This window comes from Alteromonas sp. KUL42, from assembly GCF_006538325.1.
In the GTDB taxonomy this organism is placed as follows: Bacteria; Pseudomonadota; Gammaproteobacteria; order Enterobacterales; family Alteromonadaceae; genus Alteromonas.
The window spans coordinates 1-17,070 of sequence record NZ_BJKK01000021.1 but is presented as its reverse complement, the minus strand read 5'-3'; the positions used below and the strand labels follow the sequence as shown (position 1 = coordinate 17,070).

The following is a 17,070-nucleotide window of genomic DNA, read 5'->3' as shown; positions in this document are numbered from 1 at the left end:
TCCACGCCCCCCACGCTCCAAAAATTACTACTACAAGGGCTATCGTAGCGACCATAAAAAACAACCACCCTAGCCCTAATGAAACTGACCCAAGTGATATACCAGCCCCCGTTTCAAATCCGCTTCCCATTAACTTTAATATTCCAGTTTGAGCTCTCTAATATCGCGAGGTGTACGCGATGGAGAAATTGAATGCCGTTTAACTGCCGACTGAATCTCCTCCAAGTCAAGCAGAAGCTTATCCCACATAAATTTTTCGCTATCAGTCTCTACTCCTAAACGCCCACCTTCTCGCACCAATTGCTTGGCAACTTCAATCGTACCTATTACTTGTTGAATCTTTTCTCGCTCATGTTCTGTCAATGCCATAACCTCGCCAGAAAGCAGCGAAAGCAGTATTAACGTAACTAACACAATCGTATTTCGCATATATCCTCCTTATTAGCTTCATATAATACAGGCTTGTATCAGGCATTTTTTTCATCAAAAAATTATTTATTTCACATAAAAAAAAACGAGAACCATTGGTTCTCTCTTCTTACTTTAAAAACTACTTCTACATGTACTTTCTGTAGCTTGCTGTCGCATATGCAACCATAATTCCAAAAAACGCGGCAAACGGATAAATAATAAATAGCGGATCAATACTATCTGGCCACGCTAAATATAGAAACAACGGGATACCAACAGTAAAAGGCACAGAACGACGAGTAAATTGGAAAATCGCTCCTGATTCTCTACCAATACCCGCTCGTCGTTTATCACGCTCAAACGCACCGATTACAAACCCGACCCACGCATTGATGAAAAACAACGGTAACGCAAACACAAATACCAAAAAACGAATGAACGTAAGAATCACTATGTTAACAAACGCACCAATATATGCCCCTATACCGCCACGGTAATCTCCTTGTGCGTACTCACCCACACCTATAAAACCAAAAAATTCAGCAACGCTACCCACCGAACTATCAAACACTTCCTTAACGGAAACACCTGACATCCATTCAATAACAGATTTATCAAGCCTATCATTCAAATATCCTAATTCACTGACTACCATTTTCTGGCTGTGCAATACACCAGGTAAGTCCCACCATTCAAAAAACATCCCTACAGCCTCGATGAGATAGGATATAAACGCACTTAAAAACAACGCACTGACAATAGCTATCGGGAAGTCGATTAAAAGCCAAAGCCCCCCTCTTCGCCCCTCGTCATTCTTCTTGACCCTGTTATCTTTCTTTTCTTCCTTTGACATGCTAAAGCCTCTCCGCCCAACCATCACTAGTATGGTATTTAGACTTCATCTCTTTAGCCATAGCTTCAACTTCTACAGGAAGTTTTAACCTATCTTTCGCAAACATAGGAAACCTAACCTTCCATACCTCTCCGCCATTTTTTAGAAAAAACGCTTGGCCTTTTGGTAGCGCCATGATATCCGACGCTCGCAACATATGGTCTTCTTTTGTTGTAAGACGATCTTGATTATCGGTTTGACCACTAAACAAATCGCCAGAGTCCTTCGTTCCTGAAACACCAGTATTACTCTCTATTTCAACCATAGGCAATTTGCTCACAAGCAGCTCTGCTGTACTTTCCTCGGCAACTCGCATCATAATCAAGTTTTGTAAGTTACCAATAATTTGCGCAGCTTTAGCAGACGAGCCAATTTTAGCCTCAATGTCCTTCAAAGTCTGAGAATAGACTTGAGCTATTAGTCCTGCGCCCCCAGCTTTGTTAAGAAGTTGAATTATTTCATCACCCGTTATCAGTTCATTGAATTCATCTAAATGCAGTAATATCGGCACATTACCTTGCCACTTTTTGTTTAATTTACTTTTATGTTTTTTAAATGTTGGCTCATCAAAGTTAGACCCTGTTTTGTATATTTCACCCGAAACTGAAATCAAATCAGAAAGCGCTGCGCTGGCCACAGCAACAGCTACAACCGGATCGGTTAATGCATCTAAGCCAATATAAACCACCCCTCTACGTGAGATAACATCTCTCCAACGTAGTCTCTTTTTACCTGGCGTAGGTTTGATAGAAGGATTTAACAAACGAGAGGCTTTTCCAGTAGTCATCTTGTCAAGAAACGGAAGGAACGAAGCGACAATTTTATCGTAATACGATTTATTATATTCAAGCATACCTACCAAATGCCTTAATATATTGTCACTTCTGGCAGAGAGAAGATCCTTTGAAAAATGAATCATTGCGATTACATATTTTGTTCTATCTTTGAATGAAGCCGCTCTATCATCAATCTCAGCAGCAATTTCATTAACAGTTTGCCTCCAGTCAGGATCTTCTACATGAAGAATTTTATCCAGATACCGCTCAGTAACATCTTCAGGGTTAGAAATATAATGAGATAAGGTTTCATAACTCACTTCTTCGCCAACCGCTTCCATCGCCTGAGAGCAAATATTTGCAAAGCGCCATGCAAACTCTTTGAACGCAGCTGAATTCCCTTCCCCTGCAACTTGGTTAGTGGAACGACCTGCAACTTCAGTAATTTTCTGATAATCAGCAACAGGGTTGTAATCACATGAGTATTCAGGAAAACCTAAATGAAACATGTAAAAATCATCTAATCGACCAGCCTCGATACACTCTATAACACACCTTCTTAGCAACTCTCCATCGCCTTTGGGATCAATGACTATTACTACATTTCCATCATTGATGTTACTACGGAGCTTTTTAGCACCGGCCCGAATGTCTGAGCTAATTATGAGTTCAGCGGCTCTTGTTTTACCAACACGACTTTGACCAAATATCCCAGTATGGCCTACGCGCTCATCATAGCGCCAAAGAAAGTCCTTTTCTTTTGGTTCAATGCCATGAATGGCTGGATTACCACCGATATCGGGTAAAGGACGAAATGGGTTTAATGGGCTATCTTTTTCAAGAAATGAAACAAGGTGTTTGAGAAACGGAGTATATTGGTTCTGAATACAAAAATGTCTTACAGCAGTATAAAGGCTCCCATCAACAACATACTCTTTATTATGAGACTTAAATGTATCGCGTAAACGTTGTGTATGTATTGGCAACCAACGAAAGCCTCTCCCCAACGCAACATAACTTGGATTGAACGCCACATTACTTGGAGATATTTCATAATAACGTAGCCTTCTTATGTTTCTTTGATAATTAGCCAAACTATTCCCTTCAGTAAAATAAACGATACCTATAAAAGAAAATACCGCTGTACTAAAATAGGAGAGAGACTTACTTAAAAACATATACTCATAAGCCATAAATGTAAGAATAGCTGCACCAAAACACGTATATGCCACATACCACTCTCCAATAGGTCTCAACAACCCCTCTGCCGGTGTTTTACTTCTAATCACTGTGACACCTCTCCATTAACAATAAGAGCCGGATAGCCCTTCAAGATATGCTCAAACATGGCTCCACTCACCTTAGCTACTCTGAGTCCAGAGTGATTTAAGGTTCGTTCAAAGGACGAGTACTCGGTAATGTTTTTCGCCTCAATAACCAGCACAACAACACTATTTGTCACTAACTTTTTATAATTTTGCTGTAGCCATGTTTTACTAACTCTATCCACTCCAACCACCGCAATATTATACGGAAGCGAAATATCAATCTTATAAGTAGGAAAAGCACGAAGCGGAATGTTTGTCTCTAGAGGATATGTAGCGTTCAGCGCTTCTTGAACGTCCGATGAAGTAAATGGAGCAGGTAATTTAGTCTTTTGTGTTTGCTCGACATATTCCTCAATATTTCTCGGTTTTCCGACTTCGCCCACTACGTATACGTTCTTGCAAAACGCTGAACTACTCACCAAAAGGAGACTAATGGCACTAGAGGCCAAGAACTGTCTGCGCATATTTCCTCGCCTTAGAATCTAAAACAGGCCTGTGGTAATACGCAATTGCATCTTCCCACGTAATCACCCGATTTTTGTTTGACTTTCCCTCTCTTAAAATTCTGCATGCCGCATGAATATTTCGTCGAGGATCAAGAGCGTTCGCCAACTTATCGTCAAACCTATGCGCATGATATTTCCACGATATCTGTGCAATACCAATATCAATATTATCTGACGAATCTAAGGCAACTCGCGCAGCAACGAGCGCTGAAACATAGTCTTCAAAATAATGGCCTACACCATCAATGTTTAACGTCCAAGGCCAAGGCTGGGCCTTTCCATTAAAAAATGTTTTTGATTCATGTGTTATTACTTTCTTAACTACCCATGATGGTACACCACTACATTCCTCTTCTATTATTTCGTCGAGGACAGACGCCGATGAATTAGATACCGTTAAAACGAACAGTAGGAAAACTATCAACCGATTCATTCTCGTTACTTCTCCTCAATGACACCACTCCGCGCCTATGCAACTCTTTATTTACACCGGTGTTGTAAGCCCAGAGCTTTATTTCCCTATCTGTCAATTCGGAAGGAAATATTATCTCGATATATTTTATGTCCCCTTTACTAAGCTCACCCAAAAGGCGCTTGTAAACATCAATACAAGCATCACAATCTACTGTGACGTATAACAAACGCCCTTCACTTAACTCATCCTGAATACCAACACCATTGTCTAACGCTACCAGTGGATTCAATTCACGATTAAGTGACTTCGCTTGCCCCATATCAACCGCACTACCGGCCCCATATAACCGCTGAACAGCTAAACGTACTTCACGATTGAAGGGTTGGATTTTGTTCTGCACATTTTCAAATTCTAATCTAGCGACTTTCTCAGCATACTTCCGTCTTTCCTTGGCTGTCCTTGCTTCAAGACCTAAGTAATATATAGGATTTGCAGTTGGCGTTAACACTCCACGCGGCGTGTTATTTTTTAGATATATAAACCGCTTATACTCTTGTTCGGTAATACCCCAAGCTTCAAGATATGCTTTATCGACACTAATCGAATCAACTTTGATATCATTTATCTTCGTTGAATCAATTGAAATAGCCCCTTCTTCAAAAGAAAATGCTGAAGACGACATCATAAGAAGCAAAAAAAGAACGATTAACGTGTTGACTTGCATACCCATCCTCCATTTTCGACATCAACTTTAACTTGAAGTGTTGGAAGCCTATCTAGACGAGTAACAACAATGTCCTCATTACAATCTGGATACGGGTTCTCTACCATCGCAGGTATAGCCTTAACACCCTTAGAATAATTTACATAGTTGATGCTATTAAAATTGTTACCATGCTCAGCTGTTGATGAACATGCTGATACACACACCAATGAAAATACAAATATGAACATCTTATGCATTAAAACTTCTCCACATGTTTTGAGCCATCTTTATGCATAAAGACTGCTTCGTTTTCATTGATGGACAATAACTTCCACAAACCCACTTCATTGCCCTCATATAGTTTCAATAGTGTGTTTGGCATACTTCTGTCATAACCTAGAAGCCTGTGCTTCCCTGCATAATATTCGGAATGGGTGACTTTGAAGGTAAACGCTTGGAGCTTTCTTTCTGTTTCTACTCTAAAACCATCTACACCATGAATTATGGTTTGAATTTTCTTGCCACTTGCATCTAGCAAATTAGTGATATTGTCTACCTTGTTATCCAAAGCTCGAACTTGGCTCATTCCGTCTAAGTTTTGCTGGCCCAATGCTCGGTGAACAACTTTCAATTCCCCCCTCACAACTTGAACATCCGAACTCAATGAATAAACAGCTCCTTTCAGTTCACTAATCTGAGATAAAATAGACCGCAAGGTAGCTGAGTTAATACTTACTGTACTTACTGGTTGACCTTCGTTTAAATTAGCTTCTTCAACTGTTGTTGACTGTTCTCCTACTGTCCCCACATCAACGATTACGTCTTCAGTTGTAAACTCATCATCAACGCTCGAACCACTTTCTCCCTCTATCGTATAATCTACATTTAAGATTTCACTGCTGGGCATTGCGGTTTCTTCAACAAAATAATGTGTTTTTGACGAAGCTGGTACGTTAGTCTCTTTGGTTAAAAGATTGTCTAAGCTGCCCGAAAAAATAAAATAAATCAGACCACTCAAAAGTGTGAGCGCAAAAATAATAAAGAGAACAACTGGCCACGCTTTTCTTTTTTCACTCTGAGAATCTTCTGGAACAGTAAATTGAGGTTCATCAGATTGTGGTTCGACATCAATTACTTCATTGTTATCCATTGATCAAACCTCTATAGTCTTTCTTGAGCTCAAATGAAACTAAACGTCGGAGGGGGTCAACAATGACGTTAAACGGTTCTCCAGCAACTACCTCAACCACATTTTTGATAGTCATTGGACTCCTAGAAAGATCGCGTTGAATTAATGGCAATGTCATATTCAACATAATCTCCATTTCTTCTGTCCAATACTGCTTAGAGACAAGTGAGTAACCAGAGTCATCAAGCACGTAATTTATCGCATCATATATAGTGACCACATCGAGAGGGAACTGAATCTTTGCTTCACTATAAAGAGGATTTACTTGCTCAATAGATGGTTTCAGTACAAGCATAGTATAACGGTCTGTTTGCAACGCCTTATAGTCAGGCTTTGCTTGAACACAAAAACTGAACAAAATAAACAAGAGAGTTACTTTTATACGCATTATTAATTCCACCCCTCAAGCGTCTTGGTAATAAAGCGTTGATGTTGTTCCAAAACGCTTTCTTCCGCTGAATCGCCATTGGTCGCTGACTTTACAGCCCTTTGAAGTAACGCTGTAAAACCTGCATCCATGTTCTTAAAATAATTGGCATTCATTTCAAACATCTTCGTTGCTTCAAGACCCTTACCAACTTTGCGAATAAGTGACTTTTTAATAGCTCGGTCAATCGTATCGCTGCGTGTAGCAGCAGTTCCAATACCATCGCTCTCTATCAACATTTTTTTTATTTTTTCATCAGAAACATAAATCCCTGGCTTCTCCATCGCAGCGACTAGCTTAGCTTCACTCATCAAATCAGGCTTTTTGGTTTTCCCCTCAATAACTTCTGCATCAACAATTAATACTGACTCTCCTTCTTCTATATCAAGATATTGCTCTTCTTCCTCCTCTTGCCCCTCTTTTCCAGTTATCATTTTCTCGGCTTCTTTCCAACCAAAACTAACCACCTTTGTGGCTTTACAATGCGCTGTAATTGCATCGCTCAAGCGCAACGTTACAGCCTTACTATCAAAGCAATAATCTCCCATAAATTGCGCTACGTATCGCAGCGCAACAGCCAAGTAAACACATATTTGCTTATCTGTAAGCTTTCTTAAATTTGCCGACTTTAGAGATGGAATAATGCCGTGATGAACATTGACTTTTTTATCATTAAAGCATTTAGGGCGTTTACCAAAATCCAACTCCAAGCTTTTAATGTGCGGGATAGTATTATTAAGATGATTAACGATTCTTTTTGCATCGCCCAACATACTTTCGGGCAAGTGCCTTTTATCTGTTCTTGGATAGGTGACCGCACTTAACGGAGGATCATAAAGCGTCTGCAAAAGCGACAATGTTTCTTTTGCGCCAATATCAAATTTATCCATTGCTATCTGTAAGCTTGATAAATCAAAAGGTAGAGGGGGAGATACGTTTTTACGCTTCTCATCAACTGACGACACAGACATCTTTGAGCCAACAGCCGCAGCAGCAAACGACTCAGCTACTTTTCTGGAGAGTAAACGACCAGAATTTGGATCTAAGTATTGTTCAGGCATGTTTAAGGTGCAATAAAACTCATCACCAGATGCTTTTTTACACTTTAATTTGACACCAAAATAACTTGTTGGTTTAAAGTTACGACGAGCGAGCGTATTAGTTAATACGATAAGAGACGCAGCGGTAATAACACGACCAACGGGAAATGCACCTTTTTTCAATTCGCCTTTCTGACGCAATCGTGTCGTCATCCCCATAGTCAAATTCATACCAACAAGCCAATCTAATCGCCTACGTAAATCTGCCTCCTTTGCCATATAATTAGTTACACTTTCATCAACGGGATTCGCCCACGCTTTTCTCAATGAGCCATCATCCGTTGCCGAAAATAGAACGCGCTTCATTACCCCTTTATAACCAGCATGTTTAACAATATCTCGCGCTATTAGCTCCCCCTCATTATCAGGGTCAGTGCAAAGAAACAATTCATCTGTTTTAGCAAGAATACTCTTAATAGTTTTAAATATTCCTTTCTTGTCTTCACTTAATGAAACATGAAATGTTTTTGGGTACACAGGAAGGTGTTTAAACTGCCAAGATTTCTTTAGCTCGGGAACGTAATGCTCAGGGCCAGCCAGCTCGAAAAGATGGCCTACAGCTGAAACAAGGTATATCCCTTGCTCCTTATTGAAGTAAAAACCTCTTTTCTTGTCTTGGCCCTTAAAACCAAGAAAACGCGCCCAATCAGCGGCTTGGGAGGGTTTTTCAAATAAGCATGTTCGGATATGTGTTGTAGCCATCAAAGAAACTCACGTATTAACTAGATGGCTAAAATATTAGCAAATAAGATTAGGGGATTATTTCGCGGAAAAAATTATTTATTCGTTAATTAAATCAATAAGTTCATCATACAAACAATCGTCATCATCATCTTCTTCTAAAGTCTCTTCCTCGATACACTTCTGAATATATGTATACAATGTCTCAATGCGCATTTTAAACTTGCGATGTAACTCAAAATAAACATCAATAACTGCCATATTTGCAGACATGAGCCTATTGAATAAGGAATAAATATCAACTCCTAGTGATGGCGATATCTTTTCGCGTTTTCGACCAATAGAATGAAATTCTCGCCACTGCCGATAATATTGAACATCAATGTAACGTTCTTGATTGTAACGCTCTATAAATGTCAAGTGAGCACCGGCCTTTATTAAATCGTGCAACAGTTTTCGCCCTCGTACATGCGCCTTGCACCCAGCAATGACGGTATCCACAGCCACCTTATCTACCTTCACAGATAAAACGCCTTGCTTAATTAATAAACGGGAAAACAAAGGTAATACACCGGTTCGAAGATCTTGAAATGCAGAAAACAATTCAGGAGGAATACCGTCCAGCCCACGCTGACCAGGAGCATGCTCTACAGAAAGCATCATGCCGGATATATAATCTAAAAAGCGACTTACCACAACCTGCTTGTACGCTGATTCACCGCTGCTTAGGGAGCGCATATAAGACTCTGTAGACTCGCGTAATATGATTGTTTGCGTCTCATTAATACTACTGAGGATCTTTGCTATTTGCGTGGTTTTTTGATAGTCAATAACCAACTGAGCAGCCTTTCTCCCCTCAATCCGTGAGCATAAGTCAGGCATATCATACGTAGACATATCACGAATAGATAATGCAGCTTGACGACTAATCCCCAACACCTTAATGACATCATCAACACCATGTAGATTCATAAGCTCTGTAGCACCATGAACAAGCATCGAAGCAGCACCAAACTTGATGTCTAAATTGCTGTAGCTATTGTGATTCATATAAATACCTCACTGTCCCATCAATTTCATTATAATGAAATTAATGGCCAATGGAATACTTATTTTTGTTTTATTGCTAACCAATAAGCTTTGCAATATCAAGGACTGACTCAGACTCTGTTTCGCTATGAATATCAATTGATTCATCATCAATTACTTCCGATTTTTCATAAGGCTTTTGACCGCCTTTTCCTTTTACTTCTGGATTGTCCGAACTATCGTCTTCGCCATTCATCATACTGAACACCTCTTCATCAGACGTAGCCGCTTCACCCTCGCTAACAAACAAAGAACCAATTTCAGAATTGGTAGCTTCGCTGAAATCCTCTTCAACATCGTCATTTTCATCTTCATCACTGGTTCTCGACAGAGATGAAGCCAATTCAATGCTTTCTTGAGTTTCTTCATGTAGAATTTTTATATGAGGTGAAAACCTTCCCCTCTTTGACTTTAAATAAAGCCATGCTTCGTGCATTAAACCATGAAAGGAATTTATCCACTTATAACCCTCTTGTGTTGAGTGAATAAACGAGTAAAACTGCGTTATACAAAGTAATTCTAGATGATGATGCACACCATTATCTTTATCCGTTTTGAATATTTTACTCGCTCTCAACTCTGAAACTACAAGTAGCAACACAAGATATACACTTGCTTTTCTGGATGCGTGATAAAAATACTCATCACCGATAACTGAAGACACCAAAGATAGTAATTTAGCATCATCAATCAGATCTATATTGTCTGCTAAATGAGCGCCTATCATAACATCAAACATCACATCAGAAATTCCACTCATATTTAATATCTGTGAACGCAGAATATTAAGACGCCTAATAATGTCATCTGGAAAAGTTCTTTTTACGGCCCTACCCCACAGCATACTCTCTTCCTTTGGGGGAAACTGGTACTCCTCTTACGGAAAAGCGTCGACACCAATGCATACAGCTAGTCATCATTTCATGTTTCAACGACTCAGAAACATCGTCTCCTAAGTAATCAACCCTAATAACTTTGTTGCGCCTAAAATCATTGAAAGAACATGAATCGATAAAAGGGCTCCAAAGCTTTATCTCTCCCTCATCCTCATATTGAAATCGATACCGCCACAGAGGACTATTAGATATAGCTCTAGTAATACTCATGGCGGTAATATCTGCTCGAATACGAAGCGAATTAGTTAGACGTCTAAACTCAACTTCGTGAAACCCCAACATATAAGCATCGATATCTTTCACGTACTCACTCACTGCGACAGCTAATTTACGATTAGTAATTACCATCTTCCCTTTCAAACTTTTAAATATTGGTAAAAAAAAACCCTAGCTTATAGCTAGGGTTTTCGTTCATCTTGCAGGTTATTCTAACTGACATAGCCTATATTGACTTCAGATGGACTAACGACAAGCTTGTCACCACTTACACTAACTATGACTATCTTATCCTCTTCCACTGATACATAGTTGAGGTCGAGAAAATAATTAGAACCTTGGTACTCTACTGATATTTCCGCAGCAGCCAAAGCGCGCTTTCGGCATGCCCCCCCAGCAACTTCAATGAACTCTGGCTCTTCGTGGACGTCTTCAATATGAGACTCTTCTGACAACAGGGACAATCCAGATGAGCGCTCAGATACTTCCTCCCCCTCTTCCTTCTCACTAACTTCAGGGGTGGCATACTCACTCGCCCCGTCAGAGTTTGATGAGTCTTCGTTTGATACGTCTGTAGATATCGGAACTACTGGACTAGATTCGCGAGAATCTTTCCTTGTATCATTTTCATTAGAACGTTCTTCTGGGCTGATAATTTCATTCAGTGCTTCTTTAGTAAGCCCAGCTGCATACCACTTCATTAAATCTTGTTCTATATCCGCATGACTCATTTTGTATGCACCTAGAACATAATCACGATTGAAGCAATTATTAGCCTTTCCAAAAGCAACTATTGAGCGAGCCGCTGATTCACTTCTTCCATAAATCATAATCAGGTGCTTATGAATTAGCATATCTTTAACACCGTCATCATCATGTAATTTACGAGTAATATCTATCTCTCTAATCTTCCATAGATGATTAATATAATCACTTATATACCCCGATGAGTGTTTATACTCTTCAGCCATCTCTTTAACAGAGACATTGTACGTTTCCTTGTAAACTTTTAGACGTTTTGCATATGTCGGTAAATCTTCCTGAACAGTCTCTGTGTTCGCTTTAATATTTAAACGATGCGCTTGGCGTGGCGTTAAATCCTCTCGAATACGCGCTTTTATAAGCTTCTGACCGCCGTATTTAAAAGCCCTCCAGCGCTTCTCGCCCGACATGACTATATAATCTACAATATTCTCATCGTCCGGAATGAGGACAACGGGATTCATCAAATCCCAGTTTTCGGCAGCTAATTGCTCAGCTGCATCTACGATCTCTTGCTCACTCAACTCTCTATTGAGTTCAAATCGCCTGATAGTATTAACGTCAACATCTGTTAAAACCTCACCATCAAAATCATTAACACTTGGTTCTGTGCTGGACAGGAGCGATTCAAAATCCAACTCCTCCATTTGATCACTAACTTTTCCCATTCGTTACTACCTCAGACGACTATAAATATCAGCAACAACTCTACGAATTGCCGCACCTTTTGTTCTGTCATTACCGCTAGAAGGTCTAAACCAAGCAGCTCGCCGCTCATTTTTTGCGTTATTAACAGACTGTGAATATTCGATATACTTCTCAGTCATGTTCTTGCCGAACGACTCTCTGGCCCACTTAACATATTGATTGACTAACTTCCCCCGCGCATCGACCGAACTCAATACAACGACAGGGATACCCAATTTAGGGTTATGAATTTTCTTTGCCGAGTTATAAAGTTGAAAATACTTTTTCACTTTCTCTGGGCCACATACATCATAGTCAGCGATAAGAGGCATTACCGAGCCGGTACAAGCACATACTGATGCATATTGTACCAGCCCTAATTGAGGAGGAGTGTCTATGAAAATATGATCATAGAACTGAGAAAGAAAAGCCAAGTTTTGCTTGAAGTTGCTAATGAATGCAGAATTCTTACTATCATTTATATTCGCCATTGCTCCAGCATTAGCAGGAACTAAGTGCATTACACTACCTATATCATCTACCCCACTTGGCAAACGACAACCCCAACCTGAAACAGGGAGAAGAGGCTTACTGTTAGAGCTCCAAATTTGTTTGAATTCATCTGGTGCTTTTTGAAATAATAAATCAGAGCTAGGGCCATTGTAGTCAGAAGGCATACCCATTATTCGACTTACGTCCACTTGAGCATCACCATCAATAATTAAAACTTTATCGCCCTGCTCAACTGCATATAGCCCTAATAGGATTGTTATGGTAGTTTTATTGACACCACCTTTCTGAAACCCTACGTTAGTTATCTTTCCCATTAAATCCCCCAAAAATTCTTCATGTAGAACTTTTTTCATTATAATGAATTTAATATTTTTAGAAAGGCTTTTTTCTTAATTATTAGAAAAAGCATGCTTGAGAAGCTTCGCGAACTCCTTTTTTGCATGCTCATAATTGTAGCCAACAACCATTGCTGATAAGTCACTTCGCTCAAAACACGCAACACTTAATCTAGAACATATTTTTCTACAGACTTCTGAAACCATCAAACCTTTTTGGGAAACATCATTGTCATAAATAAGTAAAACACGAGTTATATCAGGCAACTCATTCTCTATAGTTTCAACAAGTACTGGCAAATTATCTGCAAACAACCCAGCAACGTTAGCTACTCCTTTCAACCCCAATTCCTGTGTCATTCTATGAGCAAAAAACATATCAACAAACGACTCTTGAAGAATCATAGTCTTAACATTTTTTATATCTGAGGCTGACTCATCAGATGGGAGATAATGACAAAGCCCTGATGGATCAAACTCCCTCATCTGTATTTTCTTTCCATCTTTGTATATGCGAACAAAGCCCATGAAAGTATCTTGATGAAGATAACGCATTGGAATAGCAGACCATCGGCCATACCTTGGCGAATAACCAAGGCGAATATCTAAATTTGGCTCTTCTACTACCCAATCCATATGAATACCTTTATTTACGAAGTATTCGAGTTGACGGCCCTTGTTGCCGTAGGCTTCCAATTTTGAGAACCAACGGCGAAGTTCATTAACCATTAACATTCGGTTGGGAGCTGGAGCAACATCGTTAATTCTTGCCTTAAAACTTTTACGTCTAAGGTCGCAACCTTCCTTATATTTTTCAAAAAGAACACCCGTTGTATTAACCACAGACGGACACGCTTTCCCCGTCATCTTATCTGAATAACCGACTCTAAAATTCTGAAAAACAAAGTGAGGAAATTCATCGCCATTGTATTTATTAATATTAAAATACACACGGCAGCGACCTTTACTTGCCTCTTCATAAACAGATATATCTCTACTCTTCAACTTACCTTGACTCAACCTGCATTGAGCAAAGTTAATATCAACTACACTCGCAGCTTGAACTAACTCGTCAAAACACAAGTTGATTTTATCCTCCAGAGTAGGGCAGTTATGCGCCACCCACTCTTTAAATGTTTTTGATTTAGTATCAGACAATTTCAGTTACCCATTTTCGCTTAATGTGATTCTCATTATGTAACGTATCCTGCAAGCTATTTCCTCGGCCAAAAAGCCAGCCCTGGTAATAATCAGCACCTATTCGCTTAGCAAAGTTCATAATATCTACGTTTTCAACCCCTTCTATAACCGTCAAAAAGCCGTGATTTTTAATGACATCATGAACAGCACACAAGAGGTTTTTAGTTAAGCTATCATGTTGCATGAAGACCTTATCAAATTTGATTTTATCGAAGGGATAGTCCAAGAGCGATTCGACGTTGGAGTAGCCTGCACCGAAGTCATCTAACACCAATGAGAATCCCATATCTTTAGCAAGTTCTAACGCAGGTTTAAACAACTCATCTCTCGACTTTTCAATAACTTCTAAATCAATCAAATTTCTAGGAACTCTGTATTCGTTTGCTATTTCATAAATTAATGCCAGATGCTCCATACTACAATTTGAAGGCTCTATATTGAAAGAGTACCTATATTCCCCACCATACAAATAAAATAACTGAGAGACAGATGAGAAAAATTCTATACATTGCTTTTCAAATGGAATTAGACCAATCAGTTTTGAACTACCACGATATACGCTAATATTTTCTCTAACACTACATCGAGCTAACGCTTCAAATGCGACAACATTCCCACTTAAGTCAACGATAGGCTGAAAGATGTACCCAAATGACTTAACCGCAAGTGAAGCGGTTGAAGCGGAATAATTCATGCCTTAATACCCATTGATAAACGAATCAAAATAGTAACATCTTGGCATGCCCAGAAATCTGTTGAAAAAAATAACGTTTATTTCTTCATGTAGAAACAGTCGCTCAACTATGGTGACTTTTCCATTCGGAAAACTGGGGATAACTGAATGTATAAATCATGGACAACCCTACGGGATTTGACCACAACTTATACATTCAGTTACCTCCCTTAGACATCCATAGTCACTCCCTAAGTCACTAACAAATTATTCTTCATGTAGAATTTTCAAATTACACTTTTTGGGGGAGCGCACATTCATGGAGTGATTAAACTTCCGTCTATTAAACTAAGGTATAACACCACATACCACTGAGGGTAGGAACAATTTTCTTCATGTAGAACTTTTGAGAAGGAAAAAAAAGTGAGCACTGAAATCAGTAACTCACTTCTTGGTATCTTAGTTGTTAGTTGTTGCGTAATGCTCAAAATTGAACAGCTGGCAACAACCACACTACACATAGTTGCTCCTCATATGCGATGCCATAGTAGCTCGCTGTTTGGAATAATCTATCTGCCTCCTTGCCCGTGACCAGAACAACATCCAAGTAAGAGTTCCTATAGGCAAAGCGCATTCAAAGATTATGACGCTTAAAAATTCTGCGGTGTATATACCTAAATTAAACATTTGATTTGACCTTTATTTGACTAACACATCCGATACTTCCCTCTAGAAGGAAGTATCGTGATGTGTTAGTCAGCCAAATTACGTTTAACTAAGGCTTACAATCTTTTACCACGCGATAACAAAATTGTTTCGCTATTTTTTACTTCACCCCGATAGTATACATAAATTACTGTATGATTCACCTAATTGCGGGAATTTTGATTATTCATCGCGTATAACAGGAGATACTTAATGAACGAATCACTATCTACATTTCTTCACAGTCACTTTAATCTTGGAAGCGAAAGCGAAGTTTTTAAGAATTTCAACCGTGAATGCCTACAGAAGCCTTTTTACTCAAACCCGAAAGGGATAATGAAGCCAAATCCCGAATACTCAGATCCAACTCCGAGTGATATTGGTCATTTCAAAGAAGTGACAGGGATGTCAACAGGTGATATGGGCAGATTTCTGTCTGTCAAACGTGTCAAAATGAACAGCTATATCTCACAAAAATCATATGCTAAGGGAAATAAGTTCCCATCAGCACTATGGTGCATGTTGACTGAAGCGGCTGGGCTGTCAGAAAAGCTTATTTTAAAACCTCGATACATAGATGTGAGAGAAGAAGTTTTAGAAACCACAGCTGTACTGCCTACTAAACATGAACTTTTTCTATTGTGTGGGCTATCAGGACTGTCTCTTGAAGACATCGCTAATAAATCTAATATTAATTTTGAAACGTTAAAACACAATGTCCATAGGGGTGGGGTAGTAATCAATGAAAACCTTGAGTATGTAAACCCAAAAAATGATCACTCTAAATCAGTAATTCACTCCGCAAAATGCACACTAACTCTTGATGAGTGGCGTGTATTTAGAAACATTCTTGGTATTAATAATACAAACTATATTCGGCGCGTTCCAACAATAGCTGAAGCAGCACTAAGTGCCGAGGTCAAAAATCCAGGTTATTCAGATACACAGTCTATATCGAATACAAACATCCCAATTAATGAAATAAAACAGTTTTTTGCTGAATCATTTGAAATTGAAATTGGTTCAAAGTCTAGAATTTACAAAGATAGAGTAAAACCCCACTTCGAATTAACCACTGTTGAATATGCGCCTCCGACACCATTCGAACTAAGAGCCATGTTATTTTGGACAGGATATACGTTTGGGGAGCTGTCAATGTTGATGAGCGTAGACCGGTTGACTCTTTCGTATCTATCAAACTTCAGAGCGGCCAGTAAAATTGAGCGTGATGGAGAGACAAAAGTAAATTACAGGTTTATTAAATATGCGCATTGGAGACGATTTCTTGAAGCATTTAATTTAGTTCCACAAAAACAAATAAGAAGACTTGGAATACTTGACTAAATTATTTCTACAAACATAAAAGCCAATTACCAGTGATAATATAAACCTTTATTTAACCCACGGTAGAGAAGGCTTTTATGTCCGATAAAAATCATCAAAAAAGTAGTGGAAGGGGAGCTCCAACTAAACCAGATGGACAAAAACTTCAACCACGCTTCACACTTAACATGACTGACCAACAGAACGAAATTTTCGAAAAAGCTGTAAATATCGTCTCCG

The 17,070-nt window shown here is 39.2% G+C and carries 18 protein-coding genes; 1 reads left to right on the top strand and 17 read right to left on the bottom strand.

From position 1 onward, the window contains the following. Positions 1-135: 135 nt before the first annotated feature. The 17 genes from EYR97_RS19220 to EYR97_RS19140 all read right to left on the bottom strand — a co-directional run bounded on the left by EYR97_RS19220 (position 136) and on the right by EYR97_RS19140 (position 14,823). Complete coding sequence (locus EYR97_RS19220; RefSeq protein WP_131095449.1) at positions 136-429, bottom strand: RAQPRD family integrative conjugative element protein; 294 nt, start codon at positions 427-429, stop codon at positions 136-138. A 127-nt stretch (positions 430-556) separates the two neighbouring features. Further along, positions 557-1,264, bottom strand: a complete 708-nt coding sequence (locus EYR97_RS19215; RefSeq protein WP_165478106.1) for a DUF4400 domain-containing protein — start codon at positions 1,262-1,264, stop codon at positions 557-559. Between the two features lies 1 nt (position 1,265). Next, on the bottom strand, positions 1,266-3,368 hold the full coding sequence (gene traD, locus EYR97_RS19210; protein ID WP_131095447.1) for a type IV conjugative transfer system coupling protein TraD: 2,103 nt from the start codon (positions 3,366-3,368) through the stop codon (positions 1,266-1,268). Then, on the bottom strand, positions 3,365-3,871 hold the full coding sequence (locus tag EYR97_RS19205; protein WP_131095446.1) for a DUF2859 domain-containing protein: 507 nt from the start codon (positions 3,869-3,871) through the stop codon (positions 3,365-3,367). The genes traD and EYR97_RS19205 overlap by 4 nt, the downstream gene beginning before the upstream one ends. Continuing rightward, positions 3,846-4,346 (bottom strand): lytic transglycosylase domain-containing protein, encoded by a 501-nt coding sequence (locus tag EYR97_RS19200; RefSeq protein WP_131095445.1) that lies wholly within the window; start codon positions 4,344-4,346, stop codon positions 3,846-3,848. The genes EYR97_RS19205 and EYR97_RS19200 overlap by 26 nt, the downstream gene beginning before the upstream one ends. Beyond that, positions 4,300-5,052 carry a hypothetical protein gene (locus EYR97_RS19195; RefSeq protein WP_131095444.1) on the bottom strand — a complete coding sequence of 251 codons (753 nt, stop codon included), beginning with the start codon at positions 5,050-5,052 and terminating at the stop codon, positions 4,300-4,302. Before EYR97_RS19195 ends, EYR97_RS19200 begins: the two co-directional genes overlap by 47 nt. Next, entirely contained in the window at positions 5,034-5,291 is a 258-nt protein-coding gene (locus tag EYR97_RS19190; protein ID WP_131095443.1) for a hypothetical protein, read from the bottom strand. The genes EYR97_RS19195 and EYR97_RS19190 overlap by 19 nt, the downstream gene beginning before the upstream one ends. Then, complete coding sequence (locus tag EYR97_RS19185) at positions 5,291-6,184, bottom strand: hypothetical protein (protein WP_131095442.1); 894 nt, start codon at positions 6,182-6,184, stop codon at positions 5,291-5,293. Before EYR97_RS19185 ends, EYR97_RS19190 begins: the two co-directional genes overlap by 1 nt. Continuing rightward, complete coding sequence (locus tag EYR97_RS19180) at positions 6,177-6,611, bottom strand: hypothetical protein (RefSeq protein ID WP_131095441.1); 435 nt, start codon at positions 6,609-6,611, stop codon at positions 6,177-6,179. The genes EYR97_RS19185 and EYR97_RS19180 overlap by 8 nt, the downstream gene beginning before the upstream one ends. Positions 6,612-6,613: 2 nt before the next feature. Next, positions 6,614-8,452: a DNA topoisomerase gene (locus EYR97_RS19175; RefSeq protein ID WP_131095440.1), complete on the bottom strand. Its 1,839-nt coding sequence runs from the start codon at positions 8,450-8,452 to the stop codon at positions 6,614-6,616. 78 nt (positions 8,453-8,530) lie between these two features. Further along, complete coding sequence (locus EYR97_RS19170; protein WP_131095439.1) at positions 8,531-9,481, bottom strand: hypothetical protein; 951 nt, start codon at positions 9,479-9,481, stop codon at positions 8,531-8,533. Between the two features lie 76 nt (positions 9,482-9,557). Beyond that, positions 9,558-10,364, bottom strand: coding sequence for a hypothetical protein (locus EYR97_RS19165; protein WP_131095438.1), 807 nt, complete (start codon positions 10,362-10,364; stop codon positions 9,558-9,560). After that, positions 10,351-10,764, bottom strand: coding sequence for a hypothetical protein (locus tag EYR97_RS19160; RefSeq protein ID WP_131095437.1), 414 nt, complete (start codon positions 10,762-10,764; stop codon positions 10,351-10,353). The genes EYR97_RS19165 and EYR97_RS19160 overlap by 14 nt, the downstream gene beginning before the upstream one ends. Positions 10,765-10,844: 80 nt before the next feature. Further along, positions 10,845-12,062: a ParB N-terminal domain-containing protein gene (locus tag EYR97_RS19155; protein ID WP_131095436.1), complete on the bottom strand. Its 1,218-nt coding sequence runs from the start codon at positions 12,060-12,062 to the stop codon at positions 10,845-10,847. 6 nt (positions 12,063-12,068) lie between these two features. Beyond that, positions 12,069-12,908 carry a ParA family protein gene (locus tag EYR97_RS19150; protein ID WP_165478103.1) on the bottom strand — a complete coding sequence of 280 codons (840 nt, stop codon included), beginning with the start codon at positions 12,906-12,908 and terminating at the stop codon, positions 12,069-12,071. Positions 12,909-12,983: 75 nt separating this feature from the next. Then, a complete protein-coding gene (locus EYR97_RS19145) occupies positions 12,984-14,087 on the bottom strand; it encodes a hypothetical protein (protein WP_131095434.1) in 1,104 nt (367 codons plus the stop codon). Beyond that, positions 14,080-14,823 carry an EAL domain-containing protein gene (locus tag EYR97_RS19140; protein ID WP_131095433.1) on the bottom strand — a complete coding sequence of 248 codons (744 nt, stop codon included), beginning with the start codon at positions 14,821-14,823 and terminating at the stop codon, positions 14,080-14,082. The genes EYR97_RS19145 and EYR97_RS19140 overlap by 8 nt, the downstream gene beginning before the upstream one ends. 897 nt (positions 14,824-15,720) lie before the next feature. On the opposite strand from EYR97_RS19140, the gene EYR97_RS19135 reads away from it, so the two are divergent. Then, positions 15,721-16,851 (top strand): hypothetical protein, encoded by a 1,131-nt coding sequence (locus EYR97_RS19135; RefSeq protein ID WP_131095432.1) that lies wholly within the window; start codon positions 15,721-15,723, stop codon positions 16,849-16,851. Positions 16,852-17,070: the final 219 nt, after the last annotated feature.